The sequence below is a fragment of the Cohnella massiliensis genome (genome assembly GCF_900169535.1).
GTDB classification, from domain to species: domain Bacteria; phylum Bacillota; class Bacilli; order Paenibacillales; family Paenibacillaceae; genus Cohnella; species Cohnella algarum.
The window spans coordinates 596,048-616,745 of sequence record NZ_LT821257.1 but is presented as its reverse complement, the minus strand read 5'-3'; the positions used below and the strand labels follow the sequence as shown (position 1 = coordinate 616,745).

The following is a 20,698-nucleotide window of genomic DNA, read 5'->3' as shown; positions in this document are numbered from 1 at the left end:
TTAATAGAGGAGGCGTTCCAGGATGATAAAAGAGAGTGAAACCAGGAATCCGAATCCGAGACCTATTCCAAAGATCGTGAAGGATTTTGATGGCGTAGAAGTTATTCTCACTATCAACGAAAAGCTAATTGCATGTTGGACAATGTATCAAAACCTACAGCATCTATATGGGGCAGTTTTCCATACAACCTTTGAAAGATTATCATTTCTTATCGACATGACGAACGGTGGAGTATATCGCTACAACAATAAAAAATTTGATTTGTTGAGAGACGGGAGTACTCTCTACTTACTAAGAAAAAATGGTCGTAGAGAGTGGAAGGCAGTCTATGAAGATGGGGTATTTAACGTTTCCCGTGGAAATTGGCTCATGGAAAGTTGCCAAAGATCAGGCAGCAATAATAACTACAAGGTATTTACAATTCGTAGGGGCATTATCATTCGGGATCACCAATTAATTGTTTTATTCCGGGATGGAGCGGTTGGGTTACTTGGGATTGGTGATGATAGGCATTATGAAGTCAACCACTTCGACAGGAACACCAATAACAACAGCCCAAGTAATTTAATTTTGGGGACTAAAAAAGAGAATCAGGATCACCGTATTGAGAATCTTGATATTTTGTCAATTATCAAATTACCTAATGGTGAGTTAGGTTTTAATTTGTAGTCTGTAGTCTGTTGGGAGAGAAAAACTGTGCAGCATAATAGTTGAAACAGCGAGGAGTCCATCCGATTTCTCGCTATATTTACGCCCACTTGTTTGTTTCATAAAGAATCCCTTCAAGAGTATCAAACCCTCGAATCTCATCCTAATTTCTAGTCCGCGACTCGTAGTCCGTCAATTCGTCAATGTCCAAATATACGTGCCACTGTTCATATTGGTCTACCTTCGCTTCCCACCCTTCAGGGGTTCCTATCTGTTTCTGCTCTTATTTAACCCAAGATCCGGCAAGGAATCGACAATCGCCATTACTTGAATCTTATCTCAATAAAATTTCCACAGTTAACCAACCCTGCAGTGATACTTTAATTGCGAAAGAAATCGGTATTGTCATTTTCTTCACTTAATTTATGATTGTACAGATTGAAAGTGAAGAGATCCCTTTATTCATGTGCAGAATTGGTTCAATGATTTCTCATTATTTGCGGAGGGGTATGGTGTGTAATCAGAAAAAGGAAGGAGTTCTTAATAAATACACTCGATTTATTTTATTACGATACTCAACTTTCTGTATAACGTCACTCAATCTTATTATAACAGCACTCAACCTTTTTAACCTCAAATCAATGTTTTTATTACGAGGCTCAATGTTTATAGCTCCGAACTCAATATTTTTATTAAACTTTCAGTCAAATCGGCTGAGTTTTACCTCATGCAAAATGAGGACTTTTATAACTCTGCTCAATGTTTTTATTAAGCTTCTCAATCTTTTAATAAATACTCGATCCGATCCAAATAATCTCTCAGTAATGCTCCGAATAAGCAGAGCTTGATACAACTCACTGCCCATGTGGTATCTCACCCCTGAGTATTCACCTTCCCAGGTTGGGTATGAGCACTGACCTAGTGAAAGATGTTTTTTCCTCGATTATGTAAATTATCCTTGCTTTCCCCAACAAAACCGGCAGAACGATCTTATCCTGACAGACTTGATTATCTTCGAGAGACAGGGAGCAAGTGCATACCAGTCTGATCTTGTTGGTTCCTTCCTACTTCCTCAAATGCCCTTTTTTCAATTAATCACCTTTATTCAGATTTCAATCCTTGATGGTTTACGAAATTCCCCGAGTAATATTTTTTATCTTAATCGGTACATGAATTTGATTTAGGCAGCTTGAATCTGAGCGACTTTATACTACTTAGGCTTCGGCTACTTGTATTATGTTTTTCGACCATTCCGTTTTGGGCGATTTTCGCTTGCCACGTCTAGGGATTTTCAGAAATTACAAAAAGCCCTGAAGCCTAAAAATCGGTGAAAGTGAGCCACATTTCTAAGTAGGGGGTCGAATCAAGAACAAATAGGTTAATTATGTTCTTTTTAAACGACTTTGTTGGTTTGAATTGGAGCTTTGTATAAAAATTTTAGAAGGAGAGATTGCATATGTCTACAACTAAAACGCAGATTGCTACTAACCTAGAGACTTTGAATGATGGAGTAGCTCAAATTTGGATTCAGCTTAGTTCATCGAGTTTGACGGATGAAGAACGGCAAGTATTTCTTTTAAAGCTATCGATCGTCAAAATGATCTTCGATTTTCTAAAAGCAATGAAGGATATCTCTGAGAAACAAGCAACATTGGTTACTCTTTGTATGCGCGGCGGTAGATGCACCAGTAAGGACATGCGTGAATTAGGTTTTCGAACGTTGGATCACATGCGTTATGTGCGTAACCAGATGGAGACTTTATTGGAAGCTACCGTTTTGAATACCGATCAAGTTAATCGCTTGTTTAAAACGAATTCTCTTGCCGAGGTGATGGAGATAAAAAATTGGTATGTAACGAACGTTCTGCAAAATAAGCAGTTATTGCGTTTCATTGCTCAAAATTAATCGAAGGGGGTATCACTATGGCGCACAAACAAAATATCTTTCGAGAAGTAATTAGTACTCGGGAAGTCATAATTGAGCAATTGAGAAGAGCCAATCCAAAGGAATATGATCTGGTGAAGCGGAAGCTTGATGCCATAGATGAACTGCTTCGAGACCTTAGATCACTTCACTGGATCAAGCATAAGAAAGCAAAGGAACGTCTTGAATATTATTTGAATCATGCCGACTTGAATTGTAGAACCACAGCTTCCCGTTTTGAAGTCGATAATGTCAATGTAATTGAACAGACAGTCAAGTACGCTTCGGACAAGATCAGACCTTCAGTGGATAGGGCAATAAGTCTTATTACGGGAGCAAAAGATCCTGAATCTATCGACGAAGCCATCGAAGCCTACCGAGAGAGTGCAACCCATCCGGGGACATATGGTTATTTCTTACCAGGCACTTCTCTATATTTACCTGCACCTAAGTATGATCCGAGTTTAAGTTTAAAGGATTGCAGGAAAGAGTTAGCTCGACTTGGGGTATATGCTCATTTTGCAGAGTATGTTTTAACGAAAGACTGTGATCCTGAAAAAATTGCTCATATTTTAGCCCTGCTAAGCACACGAAACGGGAAGAAGTGGGATCGAGATGCGGTGAAACTGTTCTTTAGTGGTGAGTTTACCCTGCAAGGTCAGCATACGATAACCGATCAGTTAAATCAGCTATACGAATGGCTCGAAGAACAGAATCCTTATCGGAACTTAGATTGGGAGGCTGAGTACGATGCCAGTAATGCGGATTAAAACTCTGTTAGAGTACCGCTTCCCTACGCCTGACGAGGTTTATTTCCTTGATGGGGTATTACTCGAGCCTTTAGCTCCCGACCAGATGCTCCAGTTAGCATCATTCCCCTACCGAGACGATCACTTTCTTCGATTGGCGTATTCTGTTTCTTATCCTTCACTTCGTTGTTATGCTGACGAGGGCTACCTTGATATAATCAAGCAGCTTCAGCAAGATGCCAGCGATGAGACGAGTTTAGTTCCAGAAGCCCCGATTCGTTGCCTATTTATTATCACCAATTTGAAATCGCCGCTCTATCAAGTGAGGGAGATCAAATGGCTCAAGGGGACTGATTTCCTTGGCAGTTATGGCATGTATACGATTCACTCTAAACTGGGCTTCAGTGGGGAATTAATGCAGAGAGTAACGACTCAAATTGTCCAGTATAGTTTGGAATCCTGCAATACTTTCGAACGATTGATGATCGGGTTGATACAGCCTGATAATAGTTGGCAACTTGTGTTGGTCAATATTAATATCTCACCGTCGCTAATGAAAAAGGGTAATAATCTCGTAAGTATGAAGATTCGAGTTTATGACCCGACAATTTTCGTTCAAATGGTTACGGGCGAGTTGAATCCGAATGATATCTCCTGTCAGGAGCTAAAGACAATTGCAAATGTCGCAGGGAGTTTACGGCACTTCAAGTAGCCGGTATTTTGTAATTTCTTAGCGACTTCTGAAGAGATTGCTCTACATTAGGGGACAAATGTCCAAGGAGTGATTTAAGATGAACTCAATTAAAAAGGTATTCCTGATCATCGGCGTACTGATGCTGGCATTCATAGTCTGGAGTATTGTATTTAATGATGGAGGGGTTGTAAGAACGGCTTACGATGCGATCTCAACCCCGATCAACAGCGCGTGGCAAACGGTTACGGGTGATCCTGATGCTATGTTGCTTCCCGATTGGGGCGATACTGGGGTTGATCTCGAGGATAACTTGAATGACCAGAGTGGCGGATTTTAATGGAGTTTTTGAATAATGAGTTGAGAATATTTGATGGATTAAGATGAGAAGTGAGAAATTTTCGTATTAAAATGGAATGACGGAATCAATGGATTCATTCTTCTGTCTATTCCCATTCATCATTCTCTCTTCCCTTGCCACTCTTGCTTTTATTAGCGAGAGTGGATCTTTTTTATGAGGATGAGCTGCAGAACCAGGGCATAGGGGGCATCAGGGGAGTAGGATTTGTAAAATAGCAGATGTTCAAGCTAAAACAAAGTATCGAATAATTTCTTGAGTTATTAAATCGAACGGGGATACTTAATCGGATTTCGGTGTTACAAATAGATGTTTTCTGCTTAATATTTGAGCATTCTTTGATGTTGGTTCATCGGCTATGATTTTGCATGGCTGAAAATCTGCTCATTATTCGGGACTTGTTCATTGTTACAGGCAAAGTCCGTATAAAATATCGGTATTCACAAAGTGCCTTCCCCTCTTTCTGGGGTAATGGCACTTTTTCTTTTTAAGGATGACCAGATAATAAGCCGAATGAGTTCAAGTTGTAAAATGTCTATCAATTTTTGGGGTTCATCGGACAATTAATTACTTTTCGAGTTTTCGCCTAAGAAATTTTACGGGTTATGAGTAAAACGCAAGCCCTTCCCCTCTTGCTTTTTGCTCAACCTTTAAATCGGTTCACTTGCTGACTCACCCCCAATTGCAAGTGAAACACAAGTAAAAAGACAGAGACTTTCTGAAGGGAGAAGTGATGTGATTGAGTGTACAAGAAACAGAATCTGTAAGGGAAAGAAAGCGAAGGATGATTATCGGCTTGACCATCCTATTGCTGGTCGCTCTGGTCGGATCGTTATTCCTCGTTCCACAGAGAAAGGATAATCAGCCGGTGAACTCAATCGACCCTCCAAAGATGGAGGAACGCGGTTTTGGTGAAGATGGCGAATTGGATATGACCAACGCTCAAACGATCCGAGACGGGGTTCAGCAAAGAGCTGATGAGTCTATGTTGGAATTGGTTATCAACAATAACCCGATTTACGAAAACGGTAAAGTGAACTGGATGATCGAGAATCCTGCAAAGAATAGGAAGTTATTGCAGGTAGACGTTTACTTGGATGGGAAAGTGATTTATAAGAGTCCAACCTTGAAGCCAAATCAGAAAGTTCAGACTGCTGAAGTTGATCTAAGCTATATGAAAGCTGGAACAAACAAGGTTGTAGCTGCTTTTAACTTCTATGATGAATCCACCAAGTATTTAGTCGCCAACAATTCTATGGTAATTAACTTAACCATTAAAGATGGAGGTTCAGAGAAATGAAAAAACTGATATTATTGGTCATGTTGTTTACTTTGGCTTTTGCCGGAAGTGCATTTGCAGCAACATACGGAGATTATGAGTACACAGATAATGGGGATGGAACCGTCACGATTACTAACTATTTGGGAACTAATGTAGGTATTGTAATACCCGATCAGATTGGTTCGGTTAACCAAATAATTATTTCAAGTCAGGCATTCGAGAATAAAGGTTTGTATATTGTGGAAATCCCTCAAAGTGTTATTAGCATCGGTTCAAATGCCTTTAGTGGAAATGGTTTGAGTGAAGTTAAGATTTATAATCCCTCTGTTTCCATTGATCCTACAGCTTTTGCTAATACGCAGGCAGTCCCCTCTGATTTGACTATTTACGGATATTCGGGATCAACTGCGGAGTCCTTGGCAATGAGCAAAGGTTATACCTTTGTCCCCCTTTCTGCTCCAGTAACCTCAGGTTTTAAGTATACCGACAATATGGATGGGACAGCTACTATTACGGGGTATGATGGAACAATCCCTCAAGATTTGGTGATTCCAGATACGATTAATGGTTTAACTGTTGTTGAGATCGCCCCTTCTGCTTTCGCGAGTAAGGGGTTGACCAGTGCCACCATTCCTTCGTCTGTAACCACTATTGGAACTGATGCATTTGTTAACAATGCCCCGTCATTCAAAATTAGAGGTGAATCCGGAACAGCGGCTGAAACCTATGCTACGGCAAATGGGATACCTTTCGAAGATATTAGCGGCGCTTCGGGAACTGGTGGAACTGAACCGATTTTTGAAGACGTAACTGTCACGGGTAGTGTATACGCTATCGTTCTTCGAGTCACAGTTCCATCTGAGGTTACTTTTGTGATCGATCCAAACCAGGAGAACGTTGAGGACAGATTCATTTCACCTGTATTAACAGTTCAAAATCAGACCAATGCGCCTGTAAAGGTGTCGATTGCGAGCTTTGATATGAAGCAAGAATCGATTGATAAAGGGTTTCAGAGTGTAGCTCCAAGTCTTTTTACAGATGTTGAGTGGTCAAAGTTAAATAAAACAGACAGTAAGAAGTTGGCTGTGGGTATCAAGGCAGATAAGAACTGGCAAGTGTTAGATAATGCCAGTACACAATTTGCAAATAATTTCTCTAATCAGGTAATCGGCACAATTGCAGCTAATGGGACATCCGACTTTGTCTTTGAAGCCAAACATGGTAATGCCTTCGATAAAGCGGAAATCATTAAGTATACGGTTTCCTTCGTGATTGAACTGGACTAATGAATAGTTGATGTTAATGAATCAATCCCTCTCGAACGAGAGGGATTGATTCGGTTTTATAGGTCATATTTGATTTTTAATTGTTGATTTCCCTTAAGAGGGTGGGAGGCATGACAAAAAAACTGACCTTATCTATTCTTCTAGTATTATTCCTATCGATTGTATTCAGTTTCTTTGGAGAAATTTCGGTAAATGCTGAAGAGGCTGGTGTGAAGTCGATATGGATTCCTCCTGCCGATATGAAAGCTATGGAGGAGCTTTGGTCGCAGATGGGCGTGGATGGAGATTATTTGACCTTAGATTTTAAGATGGATTCTCATGGAAGCGAATCCGACACCAGACTTCTTGTATATGATCCCCAAGAAGGGGTATTAAAATTTCGAGCTGATATTTTTCAGGCAGCTACCAGCGAGTCCCGATATAAAGCGTTACAAACATTTGTCTCGGCATTACAGGAATCAAGAGTATCTCCTCAAACCCAGCAGAACATAATGGATACAATGACTTCGATGAATCATGATGTTTCTGAAATGTTGATACCGATTGTCATGGAGACAACAACTGCTGATGTGTATACAGCAATGAGGTGGGTTGCCCCGATTTTACCTATTCTACGTGTGATTCTCGGAGTCGGGGCTATCGTTATTACGATCCTGTTGGTCGGTGTAACAATTATTGATTTGACATACATTGGTTTACCGATAGCACGGGAGTCAATGACGGATAGGAGCGAAAAGAAAGGGAAACGCAAGCCCTCTTTTGTTTCTGACGATGCTTTTGTCGTGGTCAGGGAAGTTGAAGCATCCCTTGAAACTACGAATTCATATAAAAATGCGTATCTTCTGTATTTTAAGAAAAGGCTGTTGACTTATTTTATACTTTCAATCTGCTTACTCTATTTAGTCGCAGGTGAGTTGGGTGGACTCATTGCATGGCTTTTGAGTCTTGGTAAAGGAGTGGTTCAGTAACATCAATGCTTTGTAACGGGTGATCAATGTGTTCACCAGGGGTTGAAAAATATAAAACTTTCTCAGACCGCTTTATTTATAGGGCGGTTTTCTTATTGAAAAAAATCGAGTTTCAAACGATGTTGTTCCAGTTTATGATGTGTTTTTTATTCAAGTTTGCTTTTGGGAGTTAATTGCAGATCGAATTTACAAGTATCAGAAAGAAAAGTCGATTTGGGAAGGATGAGGATGAATGAGTAATAAAAATGTTGAGGTGTTTGTGACGGTTATCGTAAACGATGAGCCAGTTGATACTTCTAAGGAATTGACTTGGTGGCAAAGTGCCACAGGGGTTATGAGACTAGAAGATTTAGCTTGGTGGCAACGAGCTACTATCAAATTTCTAGATGGTATGGAACATGCAGCTTTAAAGTTAGATCGATTAGGATCATGGGCAAATGATAAGTTGGAGCAACATACAGGGAAAACGATGATTAAGCGTAAATAAGCTGATCCTGAATCATGCAGAGGGGCGGATAATATGAAACGAAATAGGTGGACAAAAGGCATAGTCATCGCTCTGCTGATGGTCATTGCCTTTTTAACAGTAACACCGCATCCCGATGTGCAAGCAGCAGAGTCGGAGAATAGCGGCAGTTCCATGACTCGATCCATGATCGATTTTTTCCGAAAGGAACAAACACAAATAGATGTGAATCGGGTTTCGAAGGATGAGCTAATGATATATGGAGTCTTTCTTTCCAACTTTTTCGTTCCGGGTAAGACCAAGTTGAAAGATTTGATTGATCCATCGACGGATAAGGATGACACCTTACCTAAGCAGATAAGTAACAAATTTTTCGGTTCAACAGGTAACTATCAGCAGATCATTAATATCAACAATAAATTGTATTCTGCCATTACAGATGTGTTAAAAACGTCAAGATCGTCCTTCGGTTTGTATGCTTCTCCCCCATCGGAAGATGCAAAAGTAATGTCTGGAACGGATTTGTATAACAAACTGGCGGGTGTTGATCAAGATTCGAAGATTTATGGGAATATTTCTTCCCCAGATGGAGTTGTCATGGATTTAAAGGATAAGGCAACAAGGGCTTCCATTCAGGTTTTGTTTTCCTTTGCTCCAGAACTTATATTGGATAAGGAAAAGGGCTTAAGAGCATTTCACTCGTTGTATATTGACGGTCTGGGAAATATTTGGGGCGCTTATAATAATGTCTCTATCGAAGAGTATGTATTAATTCTTCCGTCAGCTTTAAATCCGGTAGTGTTTTCAAAAAACACGAAGAATGGTAAGTTCCCTGTTGCGAATGTTTTTGTTATGGGAGGTATTGTGAAGATCACGGAGGATTTTCTTGCTGACAGTCATTTTATGACTCCGTATTACAATATCAGGGACTACTTTACTACAGGGACAACTGGCGCGGCGAAAATGAATACTAATAATATGTTGAATATCTTTGGACTCCAGTCACCTTCTGCTAAAACGGTTTTAAAGAATAATGGAATTTCCCTTGAGATAGGGGCTATTGGTGAAACGGACACCATTATTGAAAATAGTAATCGTGTAGAGTCGAATCCATATGAAGATATAAAGGGATATTTATCCGAAACCACGGAGTCCACTTTTTCGGATGCCAATTCGTTTATTTTATTTACGATTGACTCCAGCAAGTTTAAAGACGGAAAAAAGTATTTCGATGGAGAGTCATCATTAACAACCGCTCAGAAAGAGTCCTTATCCGATTACTTATTCGGTGGGAGCGTCTTTTCCTTAAATGAACTAGCGGATGATATGTATTACTTTAATGTTACCAATGGGGCAAGTGGAACGGATGAGGGAAGCTGGAATAATGGTAGTGACGATGATCTGATCAAGAGACAGAAATTATTTGCTAAAGAAGTCGATGGGAATTTCACATTCTATAAGCAATCGTATTTCTCGTCTCCGTTTAATCGTTTTTTAAAGCAATATTTTGATAACAATAGTCATGATGTTCAGAAAGGGACAGAGTTCCTAGTTAATTACCTAAAGACACATACGTTAAGCAAGGAAGTTAATCCAGAATCTAACTCGTTTAAAGCTTTAAAGAGTTTTCTCGATTCAGGAAATTTCGGTACAGAAGATCCAAAGGTTATTAACAATGCGTTAAAGCTACTTAAATTTGATGGGAACAATTTTGTTTATAATCTTCTCCCTTCTTCTACTTCCGTTAATTTGAACACATTGGATTCGAATATTTTCAAAAATACTGTTTCACCAACAGGATTTGGGCTAGTGGAGAATGAACGGCGTTTAGGTTTCATTTCATCCGCCATACGAGAAAGTAGCTTTTGGAAGGGATACAGTAAGAGTTTTCCCAACGCTCCATATTTTAAATTTGAAGGGACAGATTTATTCAGTGCAGGCAATGGTGGAGAAATCGTTGGCTATGATGATAATGGTAAGGCAGTAGGTAAAAACGGTCAAAATGCGATCTCCACTTTGTTTTACAATACGATGGTTTATAGAATATTTGGCATGAACAGCACATTCGCATCGCAAATTGATAGTAATAAACTATATGCCGGAGATAAAGTATCAGGGGCATTAGGAGAGTATACGGTTAAGACAGCTGTTATGAATGGTGTCAATAACTACCCAGGCATCTACTGGGGGTATATGGTGCAGTTATTGAACATTCATAAAGACGGAGAAGTCTGGAAAAGCGAACCTTATTCAAATCCTTTGCTTCCTTATATGGTGATCAGCACTTTGGGGGGCAGTTTTAACTTAAATGACGCGCTCAATAACTCTACAGGGGTTGTATCTTCTGAAGAGAGAACGATGGCGGAGATGTCAAAGGATATAATTAAGAAAGTATACGGTCTACTGTCAGACGGACCAAGTCCCTACAGGGATAAACTGGTGAAGTCAGCTCAGGACAGTTGGGTCATCCAGACCCATCGAGCGATAACAGGTTCATGGATCGGGAACATTTTAAGTGTGAGTGCAGGAGGAAATAACTCATACGCTTCAATTGTGGGTTACATCAATTCTCCGAGTCTTTACGATTTACCGCTAACTTCTTGGGTTTTAGATGATTATCTTCACATCTATATGCTTTTGCTGTTGTTTGTTCTGTTCGTTGTCATCCTCATGGTAATAGTTGGACAAAGAAGAGTTGGTGTAGGGGTCTTAATATTATTGTTGATGGCATTTGTTCTGATTTTACCTCAGTTTTTGCTTTCGAATGTGATCAATGTATCGAATGCCGCGGGAGATAAAATTTATTCTGAACGGTTCAATTACTGGGCGATAACCCAGCATCAACAATCCATTTCAACGATCAACTCCAGAAGAGGCGATGAGATAGATTATATCATTGCTCAGAACATGGAAGCTGCAAAAAATGTTTACTCAACCGATGTTGGAGTTCGGGTAAAATGGATGTCACCCAAGAAGGATGACGTGTTTGATAAGATGTTCAATCATAATACTAGCCCACAGGGGCTGATGTCGAATCTCACCATTTTCCGATGGTTGTTTAATTCCTTCTTTACTCAGGTTGAGTATGTATATGACAACCCCTTAGCTACTTATGTGTATCGTCCATATAACGCCATAGCCGCTGAAGCTAAAAATGCTTACGAATCAGTAGAGGTTAATGCTATCGATAGAGAAAAAATATCTAACCAGATTAAAAGTGCCAAGGAAAATCTAAAAGGAGTACCAGATTATCGATTTAAACTGTTTAGCGATGCGAATATTGGTTCCTTATTATCCAAACAGCAACTTCAACTAGTGCAGTCAGTTGGAGCTTATCGAGCACCGGGCACAAATCAAGACTTTATTGACGATTACCGTTATTGGATATTGAACAATGCTGATGTAACGAAGGCGATTTTCCGTAATGATTTTGAAAACAATGTGGGTATCAATACGGACACTTCGAATCCGTATTACAATGCGTTCTCCTTATCTACGGAAAGTCCGTTCTATTATTTCTATAATGTATTCCGGCATCGTTATTCATCCATAGACGGTGGCTTTAAATCGGCGTTGCTATCAAAGGACGTGTTTAAAGTTAACAGTGATAATGCCGAGGTCAATCAAAAACTGAGAGATTTTCTTGATCTTGAGGGGTTATTTACCTATGTTATTCCTTACTTGCAACAAGGAAATCAATATGTTCATGGGTGGATGAGTATTAATGGCGAGAGCGTAGATGGTTACGATTTTGCCAATGGGGTTGCACCGAGCGATCCAGAATTACTCAAGAAATATGAAGCTGAACTTCGTAAAAAAGAAGATATGAAAAAGGTTTGGAAGCTATATTCACCTTGGGTTGATCAGTTATACGACTTGAATGTGTATAATCAAAAAACACGAATAGCTAACCGAACTACTCTTGTTCCAGATGCTTTAAATCCAGGTGCTTATTTTGAAGTGGGCAGACCAATGATCTTTTCGGAAGCGGATATGGCAGCTAAACATTACAGAGTTTCTGACTTGACTGATATAGAAACTCGAATCCAAGCTACTTTAAAGGCAACTTATAAAGATTTATTGTATCTTTCAAATTATCGTGATTTTGATGACGAGGTATTGATAACATCCGCAGCGATGATCGCAACTTTCAACTTCAATCGAGAATTTTCGGAGTTTAAGTTACTTGGGGAAAGTGTTATGCAATACCCTCAGAATTATGAGCTTAAAAATTTCAACTATGATGCTTTCATGAGATTGATTTTGTTGAATGCGACAGGCGAGCCATTGATGTCGGATAAAGATTTGTATGTTCGGATTATCGACAAAACGTCATTCTTTACGGGACTTGCGCTTTTGGTGAATGATTTACTGGCGGTTATAGCGATCCCAACAGTTAAAATGGTAGTTCTGCTACTCCTTCTGTTCTTAAGTATAGTGATTTGTCTTTCTTGTGTCTTAGTACCGCCAGAACGGGTTGGAAAAGAAATTTTGAAGAGGGTTGGGACACCTTCATTACTCTTTTTTGCAGTGAGTGTTGGTTTTGCGTATCTTGTATCACTTTTTATGGGAGAAGGGCTAACGGGGTATGTAGGTGGACGAACTCCTTCTCTTGGTGTGACTGATCCTTCCATTATGCTATTGTTAATGGCGATTGTGGATCTTGTGTATATCTGGTTGCTTTGGAGATTGATTAAAATTTTATTCAACTCCCTCAAAGTGCATCTCATCAAAACGGTTTTTGCTACTGCTGAATTAGGAATCGGTGCATTTAAGGTTATCTCCAATAAGCTGTCTATGAGTAAAAGCGATACGTTTGGCGGATCAACCACGAAAGGTGGTATTTCGGGAGGGGTAATGTCGGGGAAAGTCGGTTTACTCAGCAAGCTTCGCGGCGGCAAATCCAATGGCAACATGGACTCGAAAATTAGTGATGACGAGAGTTATTCAACTGTTTCTGCTCAGCTTGCCCAGGACTATAAGAACTGGTCGAATAATAAACAGTCTGCAATACACAATGCACAAAGCGACAACTCGAAAATCGCTAATCGTACCGAAGATCAGTCATTTCAAGCTTATATGGATGACTTGGCTTCAAAAAGAGATGAGAAAAAATCAGATGAAAAGCCTAAATCACAAAAAGGAAAGAGCAGCCAGAAGGCTCAAGATGAGTGAATTGAATTCAATTCTATAAAAGGTTCGTGAACGCCTTGGTATCAGGGTGGTTTTATTTTGATCATTTCCGACAAGTACCACTTATCACACCAGACTTGCTCATTGATTTATCAAATATCCCCCCATTTCCTCAGATATTTTTTCAAAATCCCTCTGAGAAGCCTTAAAAACTGCATTGGAAACCGGAGATTTTTTACTACATACAGGGACGGAATTTCAAGGAAAGGAGCCTTAAAATGTGCCAGTCGATCACTCAAATCAAACGTATGGCGTTGAGATCGAGTTCACTCGTATCCAAAGGCATTTTGCCGCCAGGGTCATCGCGGACTTCTTTAACACCAATCCGATCCCGCGAATGTTGTGGGGGTATGAGGTCTACGACATTCGGGATCACTCAGGACGGATCTGGAAAGTCGTTCGAGATGCTTCTATTGAGCCTGAGATGGTGAGCGGGAGTGACATCATCATTGCTGATGATAGCTATCAGTGCGAATTAGTCACTCCGGTATTGAAGTATGCCGATCTCCCTATGCTTCAAGATCTGATCAGAGAATTACGCTCGGCGGGTGCTTCACCCAATAGAAGTTGCGGACTCCACGTCCATGTTGGAGCTGATCAGTTTACTCCGAATCAGTTACGGATTTTATGTAACATCGTCTACGCCAAGCAGGATTTGCTGATGAAAGCCGTACAAGTCAGAAGTATTCGCCAGCGATATTGCCAAAGTTTATCCGATGATTTCATCCAGAGGTTAAACAAGAAGAAACCGAAGACCATGAACCATTTGTCGGATTGCTGGTATCACGGGGTTAGAGAAGGCAGGACTATCCACTATAATGACTCACGTTATCGTTGCCTTAATCTGCATCCTATACTAAGCGGGAGACAGAAAACCGTAGAGTTTAGATTGTTTAATAGTACCCTACATGCCGGCAAAGTTAAGGCTTATGTCCAATTGAGCTTACTCATCGTGAATCAGGCACTTCTCCAGAGAAAGGCTACCAGTCGAGTAACAGTTTCGGAAAATGGCAATGACAAATATACCATGCGAGTTTGGCTCTTGAGGATGGGAGCGATCTCCGATGAATACAAGACCATGCGACACCACTTGTTAAAACCACTTGCAGGTGATTCCGCATGGCGAGATCCATCAAGACGCGATGAACAAGAACCTGTTTTGGCGGAAGTAACGTAATCAATATTTCTTGGAAAGGGTGTTGAAAATGCAGAGGAAGCTCTATGTTGCCTACGGATCGAATTTACATAAAGTTCAAATGAAGCGTAGATGTCCTGATGCTCGCATAATCGGTAAAGGTACCATTCAGGATTACGAACTCGAGTTTCGAGGGGTTGCCAATATCAAGCCAAGCCCAGGTTTGATTGTGCCAGTTGTGGTGTGGAGTATTTCGGAATCCGATGAACTGGAGTTGGATCGTTATGAGGGGGTTGGGCAAGGTTTGTATCGTAAAGAGATGATCGAAGTCAAGTTGCAGCTTGGAGCAAAAGAGGAAGGTAACAACACGAAATCTGTACAGGCGATGGTTTATATCATGAACGTTGATGAATCGAGACCCATCGCACCACCGAGTCCATTTTACTACGAGGTCATCCGAGAAGGTTACATTCATCACGGAATACCTCCTCGTCCACTTGCAGTTGCAGCGATTTTGTCGGGAGCCGGTTATCTTGATGAAGAATTATAGGTCGGGTTTGAGTAGAATGGAAATTTCGGACATTTAATGGCTAGCGATGACTTTCTTATTATGATCAGTACCTTAGGAAGGAGTTTTTATGAATGGAACTTTCAGTTGTAATGACCCAAGGAGTTAAGGAAAGCGGATGTCGAGACTGGGACTTGGCGATTGCCCTTCTTTTTCAATTATATCGGCAGCGTGAAGAGTTCATCGTTTTCAAAAATGTGGGTAATAACACGGTTGTTACGGACGGGAATGATAATCACTTGGTGACCGTTGACAATAAGCATCTCTTTTCCGAAGATGTATGGGCGATATACGGTGACGATGGAAAAACGAAATATTATACCTTCTTACTCCCGAGTGAGTACTGATTGTTCGACTTGTCGAATTATGTTGAATAAATGGAACTTATTCGGTATGTGATTCAGAGTAGCGTATTTCAATAATTCATGGGGGTAAGGCTATTGGAGAAGCCGAAGGTTCGCTTGGTCGGTGAAAATGGGAACATCTTCAATCTGCTAGGCATTGCTTCAAGAGCATTAAAGGATGCTGGACTCGATGGTCAAGCAAAAGAAATGAAGGACAGGGTATTGTCCGAAGCACGAAGTTACGACGAAGCACTACGGATCATCATGGCTTATGTAGAGGTCGAATAGTTTGATTCGTTAGTAATGGCTGTAATCCTTCGGGGTTGCAGCTTTTTTATTTTTGAATCAGGTAGTATAACCCTGCAGAAGCCCTTTGCAAAGTCATTGCTAAAATCCACTTTTGCAGCTTTTCTCAGATCAAATTTATTCCTTTTAGATGAATTCTTATAAGTCTAAGGGGATGAGAGATGTGAATGTGAGGAAGAGGAAGTTCTTTAGTGGAGTTGCCCTATCTTTGGTCATTTGCTTAATGTTCAGCCTATTCCCTCTCGGGGCATTTGCTGACAGCGGAACAAGCGTGACGGATGCTGTTTATGGTGATAGTAGTGTCACCGATAGTGTCTATGGAGGAGTTTCGGTCACCAGCGTAGTATACGATTCTGATCCGAGTCATTTTACCTACCAGACTTCTGGTTCTAATGCAACGATCACAGGGTATACGGGACCAGGGGGAGATGTTGTAATTCCTGATACTATTGATGGATATCCTGTTAAATCAATTTTTATTGATGCCTTTAAGGGAAAATCAGAAATCTTTAGTGTGGTTATCCCTGAAGGGGTGACCTATATTTGGAAAGGTGCATTTAGTATGATGCCTAATCTAACAAGCGTAACCATACCTGAGGGTGTCACATCTATAGGGGAAGGAGCTTTTGCTGAGAATAAAAATTTGACCAGTCTAACACTTCCAAGCACTTTAAACGATCTAGGTTTCGGTGCATTTTATGGAACGGGATTAACAAGTATTGAAATACCGCCATATGTGACGAGTATTAGTGAAAATGCATTTGCTTCAACTAAATTGGAGACAGTTGTGATTCCATCAACAGTCACAGATATCGGCACGAGGGCATTCTATTTTTGTTTTAACCTGAAAAGTATTGTCATCGAGAATCCAAACACTGTTATAAGTGATGTTGTTATCGGAACAATACCTCAGCAAACGACTATCGTGGGTCATGTCGGTTCTTTTGCCGAAGAGTATGCAATTGCCAATAACATTAATTTTAAAGACATAACTACTGGCACAGATGTTCCTGAAATCGATAATGGCGGTCAAGATCCGATCTCAAGGTATCATCGCGGGGAAGATGTTATCATAAGCGATTTATTCGAAGACGAAGATTTAGCAACTTATTTTGTTGAGTGGATGTCCTATGAGTGGGGAGAAAAATGGTCGGTAACGGATGTAATCAATAAGGAAGATGTTGAATCGAGGATCATGTGGCTATATACCAATAATGATTTCAGCTTTGTTAGTTTTGGAAATCCTTCAAGCAATATGGGAGTCTCCAGCCTTGAGGGAATGCAGATATTTGACAAAGGACTTTTCAAAAATCCGCGAATTGCAAAGAATATTTACTTCCCGAACAGTAGCTTAACAGATGTTGATCCATTAAGCTTTTTGGAAGATGCCAAAAACATATTTTTAAATGACGGACAGCTTACTAATGTGGATGGGTTAAGCAATCTGCGGACAGTAGACACGCTGAATCTAGGACGGAATAAGTTGACCGATATTAGTGGCTTAACAAGCTTAACTTCAATTGACACGTTGAGGTTAAACGATAACCAACTAACAAACAATGATATGGCAACTTTAACATCAGTGTTCAACAGCGCGAATCCGAATTATGTGGATGCAGCTTATAACTACTTTGTCTTAGGCGATGCGGAGAGCACGCAATTTTTTAATAATCTGATGGAGATTACTTCAGATGTCGCGGCTCGTAGCCCACAGTATAATTTTGAATTCAATCCTACTGGAAATGTAAAGGTCGAATATCGAGACAGAGATACCAATGAATTAATTGATTCAGAAGTATTTACCAATGTCGCTATCATGCAACAACAAACCTACTATGCTAAAGGTATTGAGGGATATTCATTAGATGACGATTCCGAAAAAACAGTATCAGGATTCGGTGCTGTTGAAAGTGCAGTACTAGCACCGAAGTTTTTATTGAGGGGTATTTATGCACCTGACCCTAATACTTCTGTGGACGGTCTTGTTGATTGGAATTCTGTCACCTTTGCAATCGAAGATGAATCGGTATTGACTTATGACGCAGCTAATAATAAATTAGAAGTGCTTAGTGCTGGCAGCAAAGATATTGATGTCAGTGAAAATGGAATATATCGCGGCACATATTCTGTTGATACAGGATCGTTTGGCAATACTCCGGTTGTATTTTATTACAAGTCCACAGCACCATCAACAACTAATCACACCTTGACCATTCTTGAACCATTAGGTGAAGGATCGGTATTCCCAAATGCAGGAACTTATGAATATCCTGATGGACAAACAGTATCCTTGTCTACTAATAATTCTGTTCCAGGGTATGAATTTGAAAAATGGGTCATCGATGGCGATGACGTTTACTATCCAAATCCATTTGCACTATGGGTTGATGTCGTTATGGATCGAGATCATGTAGCTCAAGCGGTCTTTAAGCCGACTTCTCCAGCGCAGTTTACTTTGAGCGTAAATCAGATCGGGGAAGGTCTTGTCTCCCCTGCAGGGGTAACAAATCATTTTCCGTTAGAGCCGGTAACCTTAACTGCGAGTCCAGCAGCTGGTCACAGATTCGTAAAGTGGGTTGTTAATGGGGTTGAATCATTCGCCCCTGTAATGACGATTACCATGAATAACAATACAACAGCCACCGCCTACTTCGAACCGCTGATTCAGTACACTTTATCGGTTGATCATGTCGGTGAAGGCGATGTCTCCCCTGCAGGGGTATCAAAATTTTATGAGCTACAGACGGTTAACCTGACTGCTAACCCTGCGGACGGATATAAATTCGTAAAATGGGTCGTAAACGGGGAAGAGATTTTGACAGCTAACATTACGATTACGATGGATCGGGATATCGCGGCGGTTGCTTATTTTGACTTGATAACACCAACTGCACCGAATCAGTTTATTTTAACAGTGAATCAGGTCGGTGAAGGAGCGACGACACCAAGCTCCAATAACGGAGAGTTGAAGTACGACAAAGATGTAGAAGTCACTTTAAATGCTGATCCATCTGAGGGATATGTATTTGTGAAGTGGATAGTCGATGGGCAAGAATATTCGGATGCTGAAATCACCATTAAAATGGATAAGAATAAAACTGCCACAGCATATTTCGAGCCGATCGCTCTACCGCCAGTAACAAGAGGCGAACTTACAGTTGAGTTTAGAGATTCAGTAACGAATGAAAAGATTCGAGATGATGAGGTCTTAACGGATTTAGAGCTTGGAGAGCATTCGTATCTAGCCGATGCAGTGATCGGGATATACGAACTTGTGGGCGAAGCCTTGAAAAAGGTCGTGCTGACCGTTGCTGAGCCAATCCAAAAGATCATTTACTTCTACAGAGAGAAGGTTATTACGCCACCTTCAGATGATGATCCAGTTGAACCGCCTGTAGTTGAACCACCAGTGGAGGACGATCCGGTCGAGCCTCCTGTAGTTCAAGAACCACCTACACCACCAGTGGTTGAAGAACCTGCTGATCCGCCTGTAGTTGAAGTTCCAGCCGAACCTCCTGTTGTCGAGCAGCCGGAGGAACCTATTAGCAATGAAAAGCCGGTTGTCGAAGATCCAATTGCTGACGAACCTGTAGAAAATGAACCTGTTATCGTTCAAGAGCCGGTAAGTGATGAAGGTTCATCAGAGGATGTTCAGGTTTCAAATGATGTGTCGAAAGTTGAAAAGGCTCCAAAATTGGATCAGGTTCGTATTGTTGCGATTGACGTTGAAACGGATGAAGTCTTGACAGAAGAGATTCTGCGGGATTTACCACTCGGCAAGCATGAGATTTCTGCTCCTGCTATAGAGGGGTATACTCCTTTGGAGCCTTCTGTCCAAAGTGTAATGATTGAGCAAAAGGATCGGCAATTGGTGATCGAGTTCAAGTATCGAGAGCAAAAACAATATGGAGTGGTCTTTGGGGTTGTGACGGATGCCAACGGTAATCCGATGAAAGGCATTCAAGTCGAACTGCATTCTGACCCGCGTGTCACGTATACGAATGCCAATGGGGAGTATAAATTTGAGAATGTGGAACTTGGTCAGCATACCGTCATCTTGAAGAATCCTTTCACCAATGAGGAACTTGGAAAGATTGAGATTGTTGTTTATCAGGGCAGCGAACAAAAGGATTCCAGGACCGAATCGTTAAAGGATGCAAGCGAGATAAGAACGGTAATTGAATTAAATGAATCGGAAAATACGAGACGGATCGACTTTATCATCGAACCTGTCGAGCCAAAGGACTATATCCCACAAATCCCACAGGAACCGGAGCCGATTGAGCCGAAAAGTAAGCTGCCGATCATCCCGATTGCGACTGCTCCTTTATTGATCATCGTAGTCATTCTTTATTTCCGGCGTAAGAATGTGGTGATCTACGATATTTCGGGTGACGATGATGGAGAAGGTATCATTATCAAGAAATTGCGGGTAAAGGCTAAGCCGGAGACGATTATCGATCTATCTGGCTTAGAAGCATCGAAGGTTCGGATCAAGTTCAAAAATCCGGTATCATTCCGAGATATCGATTTATTCTTAAAGTTTGGCGAAGAGTTGTATCCGACAAGCTTAGTTGATGGTCAAGACAATCTTGAAGTTACAATTAATGAAGAATAATTACGAAAGCACCTCGTAGATCGCGAGGTGCTTCTTCAATGTAAAGGATTATTTGGCATGAATGTTGCAAGAATTATTTCCTAAGAATGACCACAATGAATCCATTAAAGAAGGATTTGCATATAGATTTGTCGAAAATTGATTGTTATTCGTTAGTTGGT

Annotated in this window: 15 protein-coding genes; all 15 read left to right on the top strand. The window is 40.7% G+C overall.

Translation table 11 applies throughout. The annotated features are described in order from the left end of the window. The first annotated feature begins 22 nt into the window (after positions 1-22). The 15 genes from B7E11_RS09520 (at position 23) to B7E11_RS09450 (ending at position 20,537) form a co-directional block, all read left to right on the top strand. Positions 23-670, top strand: coding sequence for an HNH endonuclease (locus B7E11_RS09520; protein ID WP_080833689.1), 648 nt, complete (start codon positions 23-25; stop codon positions 668-670). A 1,435-nt stretch (positions 671-2,105) separates the two neighbouring features. After that, positions 2,106-2,555 carry a hypothetical protein gene (locus tag B7E11_RS09515; protein ID WP_080833687.1) on the top strand — a complete coding sequence of 150 codons (450 nt, stop codon included), beginning with the start codon at positions 2,106-2,108 and terminating at the stop codon, positions 2,553-2,555. Between the two features lie 17 nt (positions 2,556-2,572). Then, positions 2,573-3,343 carry a hypothetical protein gene (locus B7E11_RS09510; RefSeq protein WP_080833685.1) on the top strand — a complete coding sequence of 257 codons (771 nt, stop codon included), beginning with the start codon at positions 2,573-2,575 and terminating at the stop codon, positions 3,341-3,343. Continuing rightward, complete coding sequence (locus tag B7E11_RS09505) at positions 3,324-4,034, top strand: hypothetical protein (RefSeq protein ID WP_080833683.1); 711 nt, start codon at positions 3,324-3,326, stop codon at positions 4,032-4,034. The genes B7E11_RS09510 and B7E11_RS09505 overlap by 20 nt, the downstream gene beginning before the upstream one ends. 79 nt (positions 4,035-4,113) lie before the next feature. Then, positions 4,114-4,353, top strand: coding sequence for a hypothetical protein (locus B7E11_RS09500; RefSeq protein WP_080833681.1), 240 nt, complete (start codon positions 4,114-4,116; stop codon positions 4,351-4,353). A gap of 757 nt (positions 4,354-5,110) precedes the next feature. After that, positions 5,111-5,671, top strand: coding sequence for a hypothetical protein (locus tag B7E11_RS09495; protein ID WP_139787132.1), 561 nt, complete (start codon positions 5,111-5,113; stop codon positions 5,669-5,671). Then, positions 5,668-6,939, top strand: a complete 1,272-nt coding sequence (locus B7E11_RS09490; RefSeq protein ID WP_080833676.1) for a leucine-rich repeat protein — start codon at positions 5,668-5,670, stop codon at positions 6,937-6,939. The genes B7E11_RS09495 and B7E11_RS09490 overlap by 4 nt, the downstream gene beginning before the upstream one ends. Positions 6,940-7,049: 110 nt before the next feature. Beyond that, complete coding sequence (locus tag B7E11_RS09485; protein ID WP_080833674.1) at positions 7,050-7,907, top strand: hypothetical protein; 858 nt, start codon at positions 7,050-7,052, stop codon at positions 7,905-7,907. 232 nt (positions 7,908-8,139) lie between these two features. Next, entirely contained in the window at positions 8,140-8,394 is a 255-nt protein-coding gene (locus B7E11_RS09480) for a hypothetical protein (RefSeq protein ID WP_080833673.1), read from the top strand. A gap of 33 nt (positions 8,395-8,427) precedes the next feature. After that, complete coding sequence (locus B7E11_RS09475) at positions 8,428-13,548, top strand: hypothetical protein (protein ID WP_080833670.1); 5,121 nt, start codon at positions 8,428-8,430, stop codon at positions 13,546-13,548. A 238-nt stretch (positions 13,549-13,786) separates the two neighbouring features. Beyond that, the gene (locus tag B7E11_RS09470; RefSeq protein ID WP_080833668.1) at positions 13,787-14,743 is read left to right on the top strand and encodes an amidoligase family protein; all 957 of its coding nucleotides are present in this window, start codon (positions 13,787-13,789) and stop codon (positions 14,741-14,743) included. A gap of 28 nt (positions 14,744-14,771) precedes the next feature. After that, positions 14,772-15,251, top strand: coding sequence for a gamma-glutamylcyclotransferase family protein (locus B7E11_RS09465; protein WP_080833666.1), 480 nt, complete (start codon positions 14,772-14,774; stop codon positions 15,249-15,251). 92 nt (positions 15,252-15,343) lie between these two features. Beyond that, entirely contained in the window at positions 15,344-15,616 is a 273-nt protein-coding gene (locus B7E11_RS09460; RefSeq protein WP_080833664.1) for a hypothetical protein, read from the top strand. Between the two features lie 93 nt (positions 15,617-15,709). Continuing rightward, positions 15,710-15,901, top strand: a complete 192-nt coding sequence (locus B7E11_RS09455) for a hypothetical protein (RefSeq protein ID WP_080833662.1) — start codon at positions 15,710-15,712, stop codon at positions 15,899-15,901. A 181-nt stretch (positions 15,902-16,082) separates the two neighbouring features. Beyond that, positions 16,083-20,537, top strand: a complete 4,455-nt coding sequence (locus tag B7E11_RS09450) for a leucine-rich repeat protein (RefSeq protein WP_176220669.1) — start codon at positions 16,083-16,085, stop codon at positions 20,535-20,537. The last annotated feature ends 161 nt before the right edge of the window (positions 20,538-20,698 follow it).

Excerpts from the sequence above, each read along its gene's own strand:
- B7E11_RS09520 (WP_080833689.1), top strand. The coding sequence starts at position 23 with ATGATAAAAGAGAGTGAAACCAGGAATCCGAATCCGAGACCTATTCCA.
- B7E11_RS09515 (WP_080833687.1), top strand. The coding sequence starts at position 2,106 with ATGTCTACAACTAAAACGCAGATTGCTACTAACCTAGAGACTTTGAAT.
- B7E11_RS09510 (WP_080833685.1), top strand. The coding sequence starts at position 2,573 with ATGGCGCACAAACAAAATATCTTTCGAGAAGTAATTAGTACTCGGGAA.
- B7E11_RS09505 (WP_080833683.1), top strand. The coding sequence starts at position 3,324 with ATGCCAGTAATGCGGATTAAAACTCTGTTAGAGTACCGCTTCCCTACG.
- B7E11_RS09500 (WP_080833681.1), top strand. The coding sequence starts at position 4,114 with ATGAACTCAATTAAAAAGGTATTCCTGATCATCGGCGTACTGATGCTG.
- B7E11_RS09490 (WP_080833676.1), top strand. The coding sequence starts at position 5,668 with ATGAAAAAACTGATATTATTGGTCATGTTGTTTACTTTGGCTTTTGCC.
- B7E11_RS09485 (WP_080833674.1), top strand. The coding sequence starts at position 7,050 with ATGACAAAAAAACTGACCTTATCTATTCTTCTAGTATTATTCCTATCG.
- B7E11_RS09480 (WP_080833673.1), top strand. The coding sequence starts at position 8,140 with ATGAGTAATAAAAATGTTGAGGTGTTTGTGACGGTTATCGTAAACGAT.
- B7E11_RS09475 (WP_080833670.1), top strand. The coding sequence starts at position 8,428 with ATGAAACGAAATAGGTGGACAAAAGGCATAGTCATCGCTCTGCTGATG.
- B7E11_RS09465 (WP_080833666.1), top strand. The coding sequence starts at position 14,772 with ATGCAGAGGAAGCTCTATGTTGCCTACGGATCGAATTTACATAAAGTT.
- B7E11_RS09460 (WP_080833664.1), top strand. The coding sequence starts at position 15,344 with ATGGAACTTTCAGTTGTAATGACCCAAGGAGTTAAGGAAAGCGGATGT.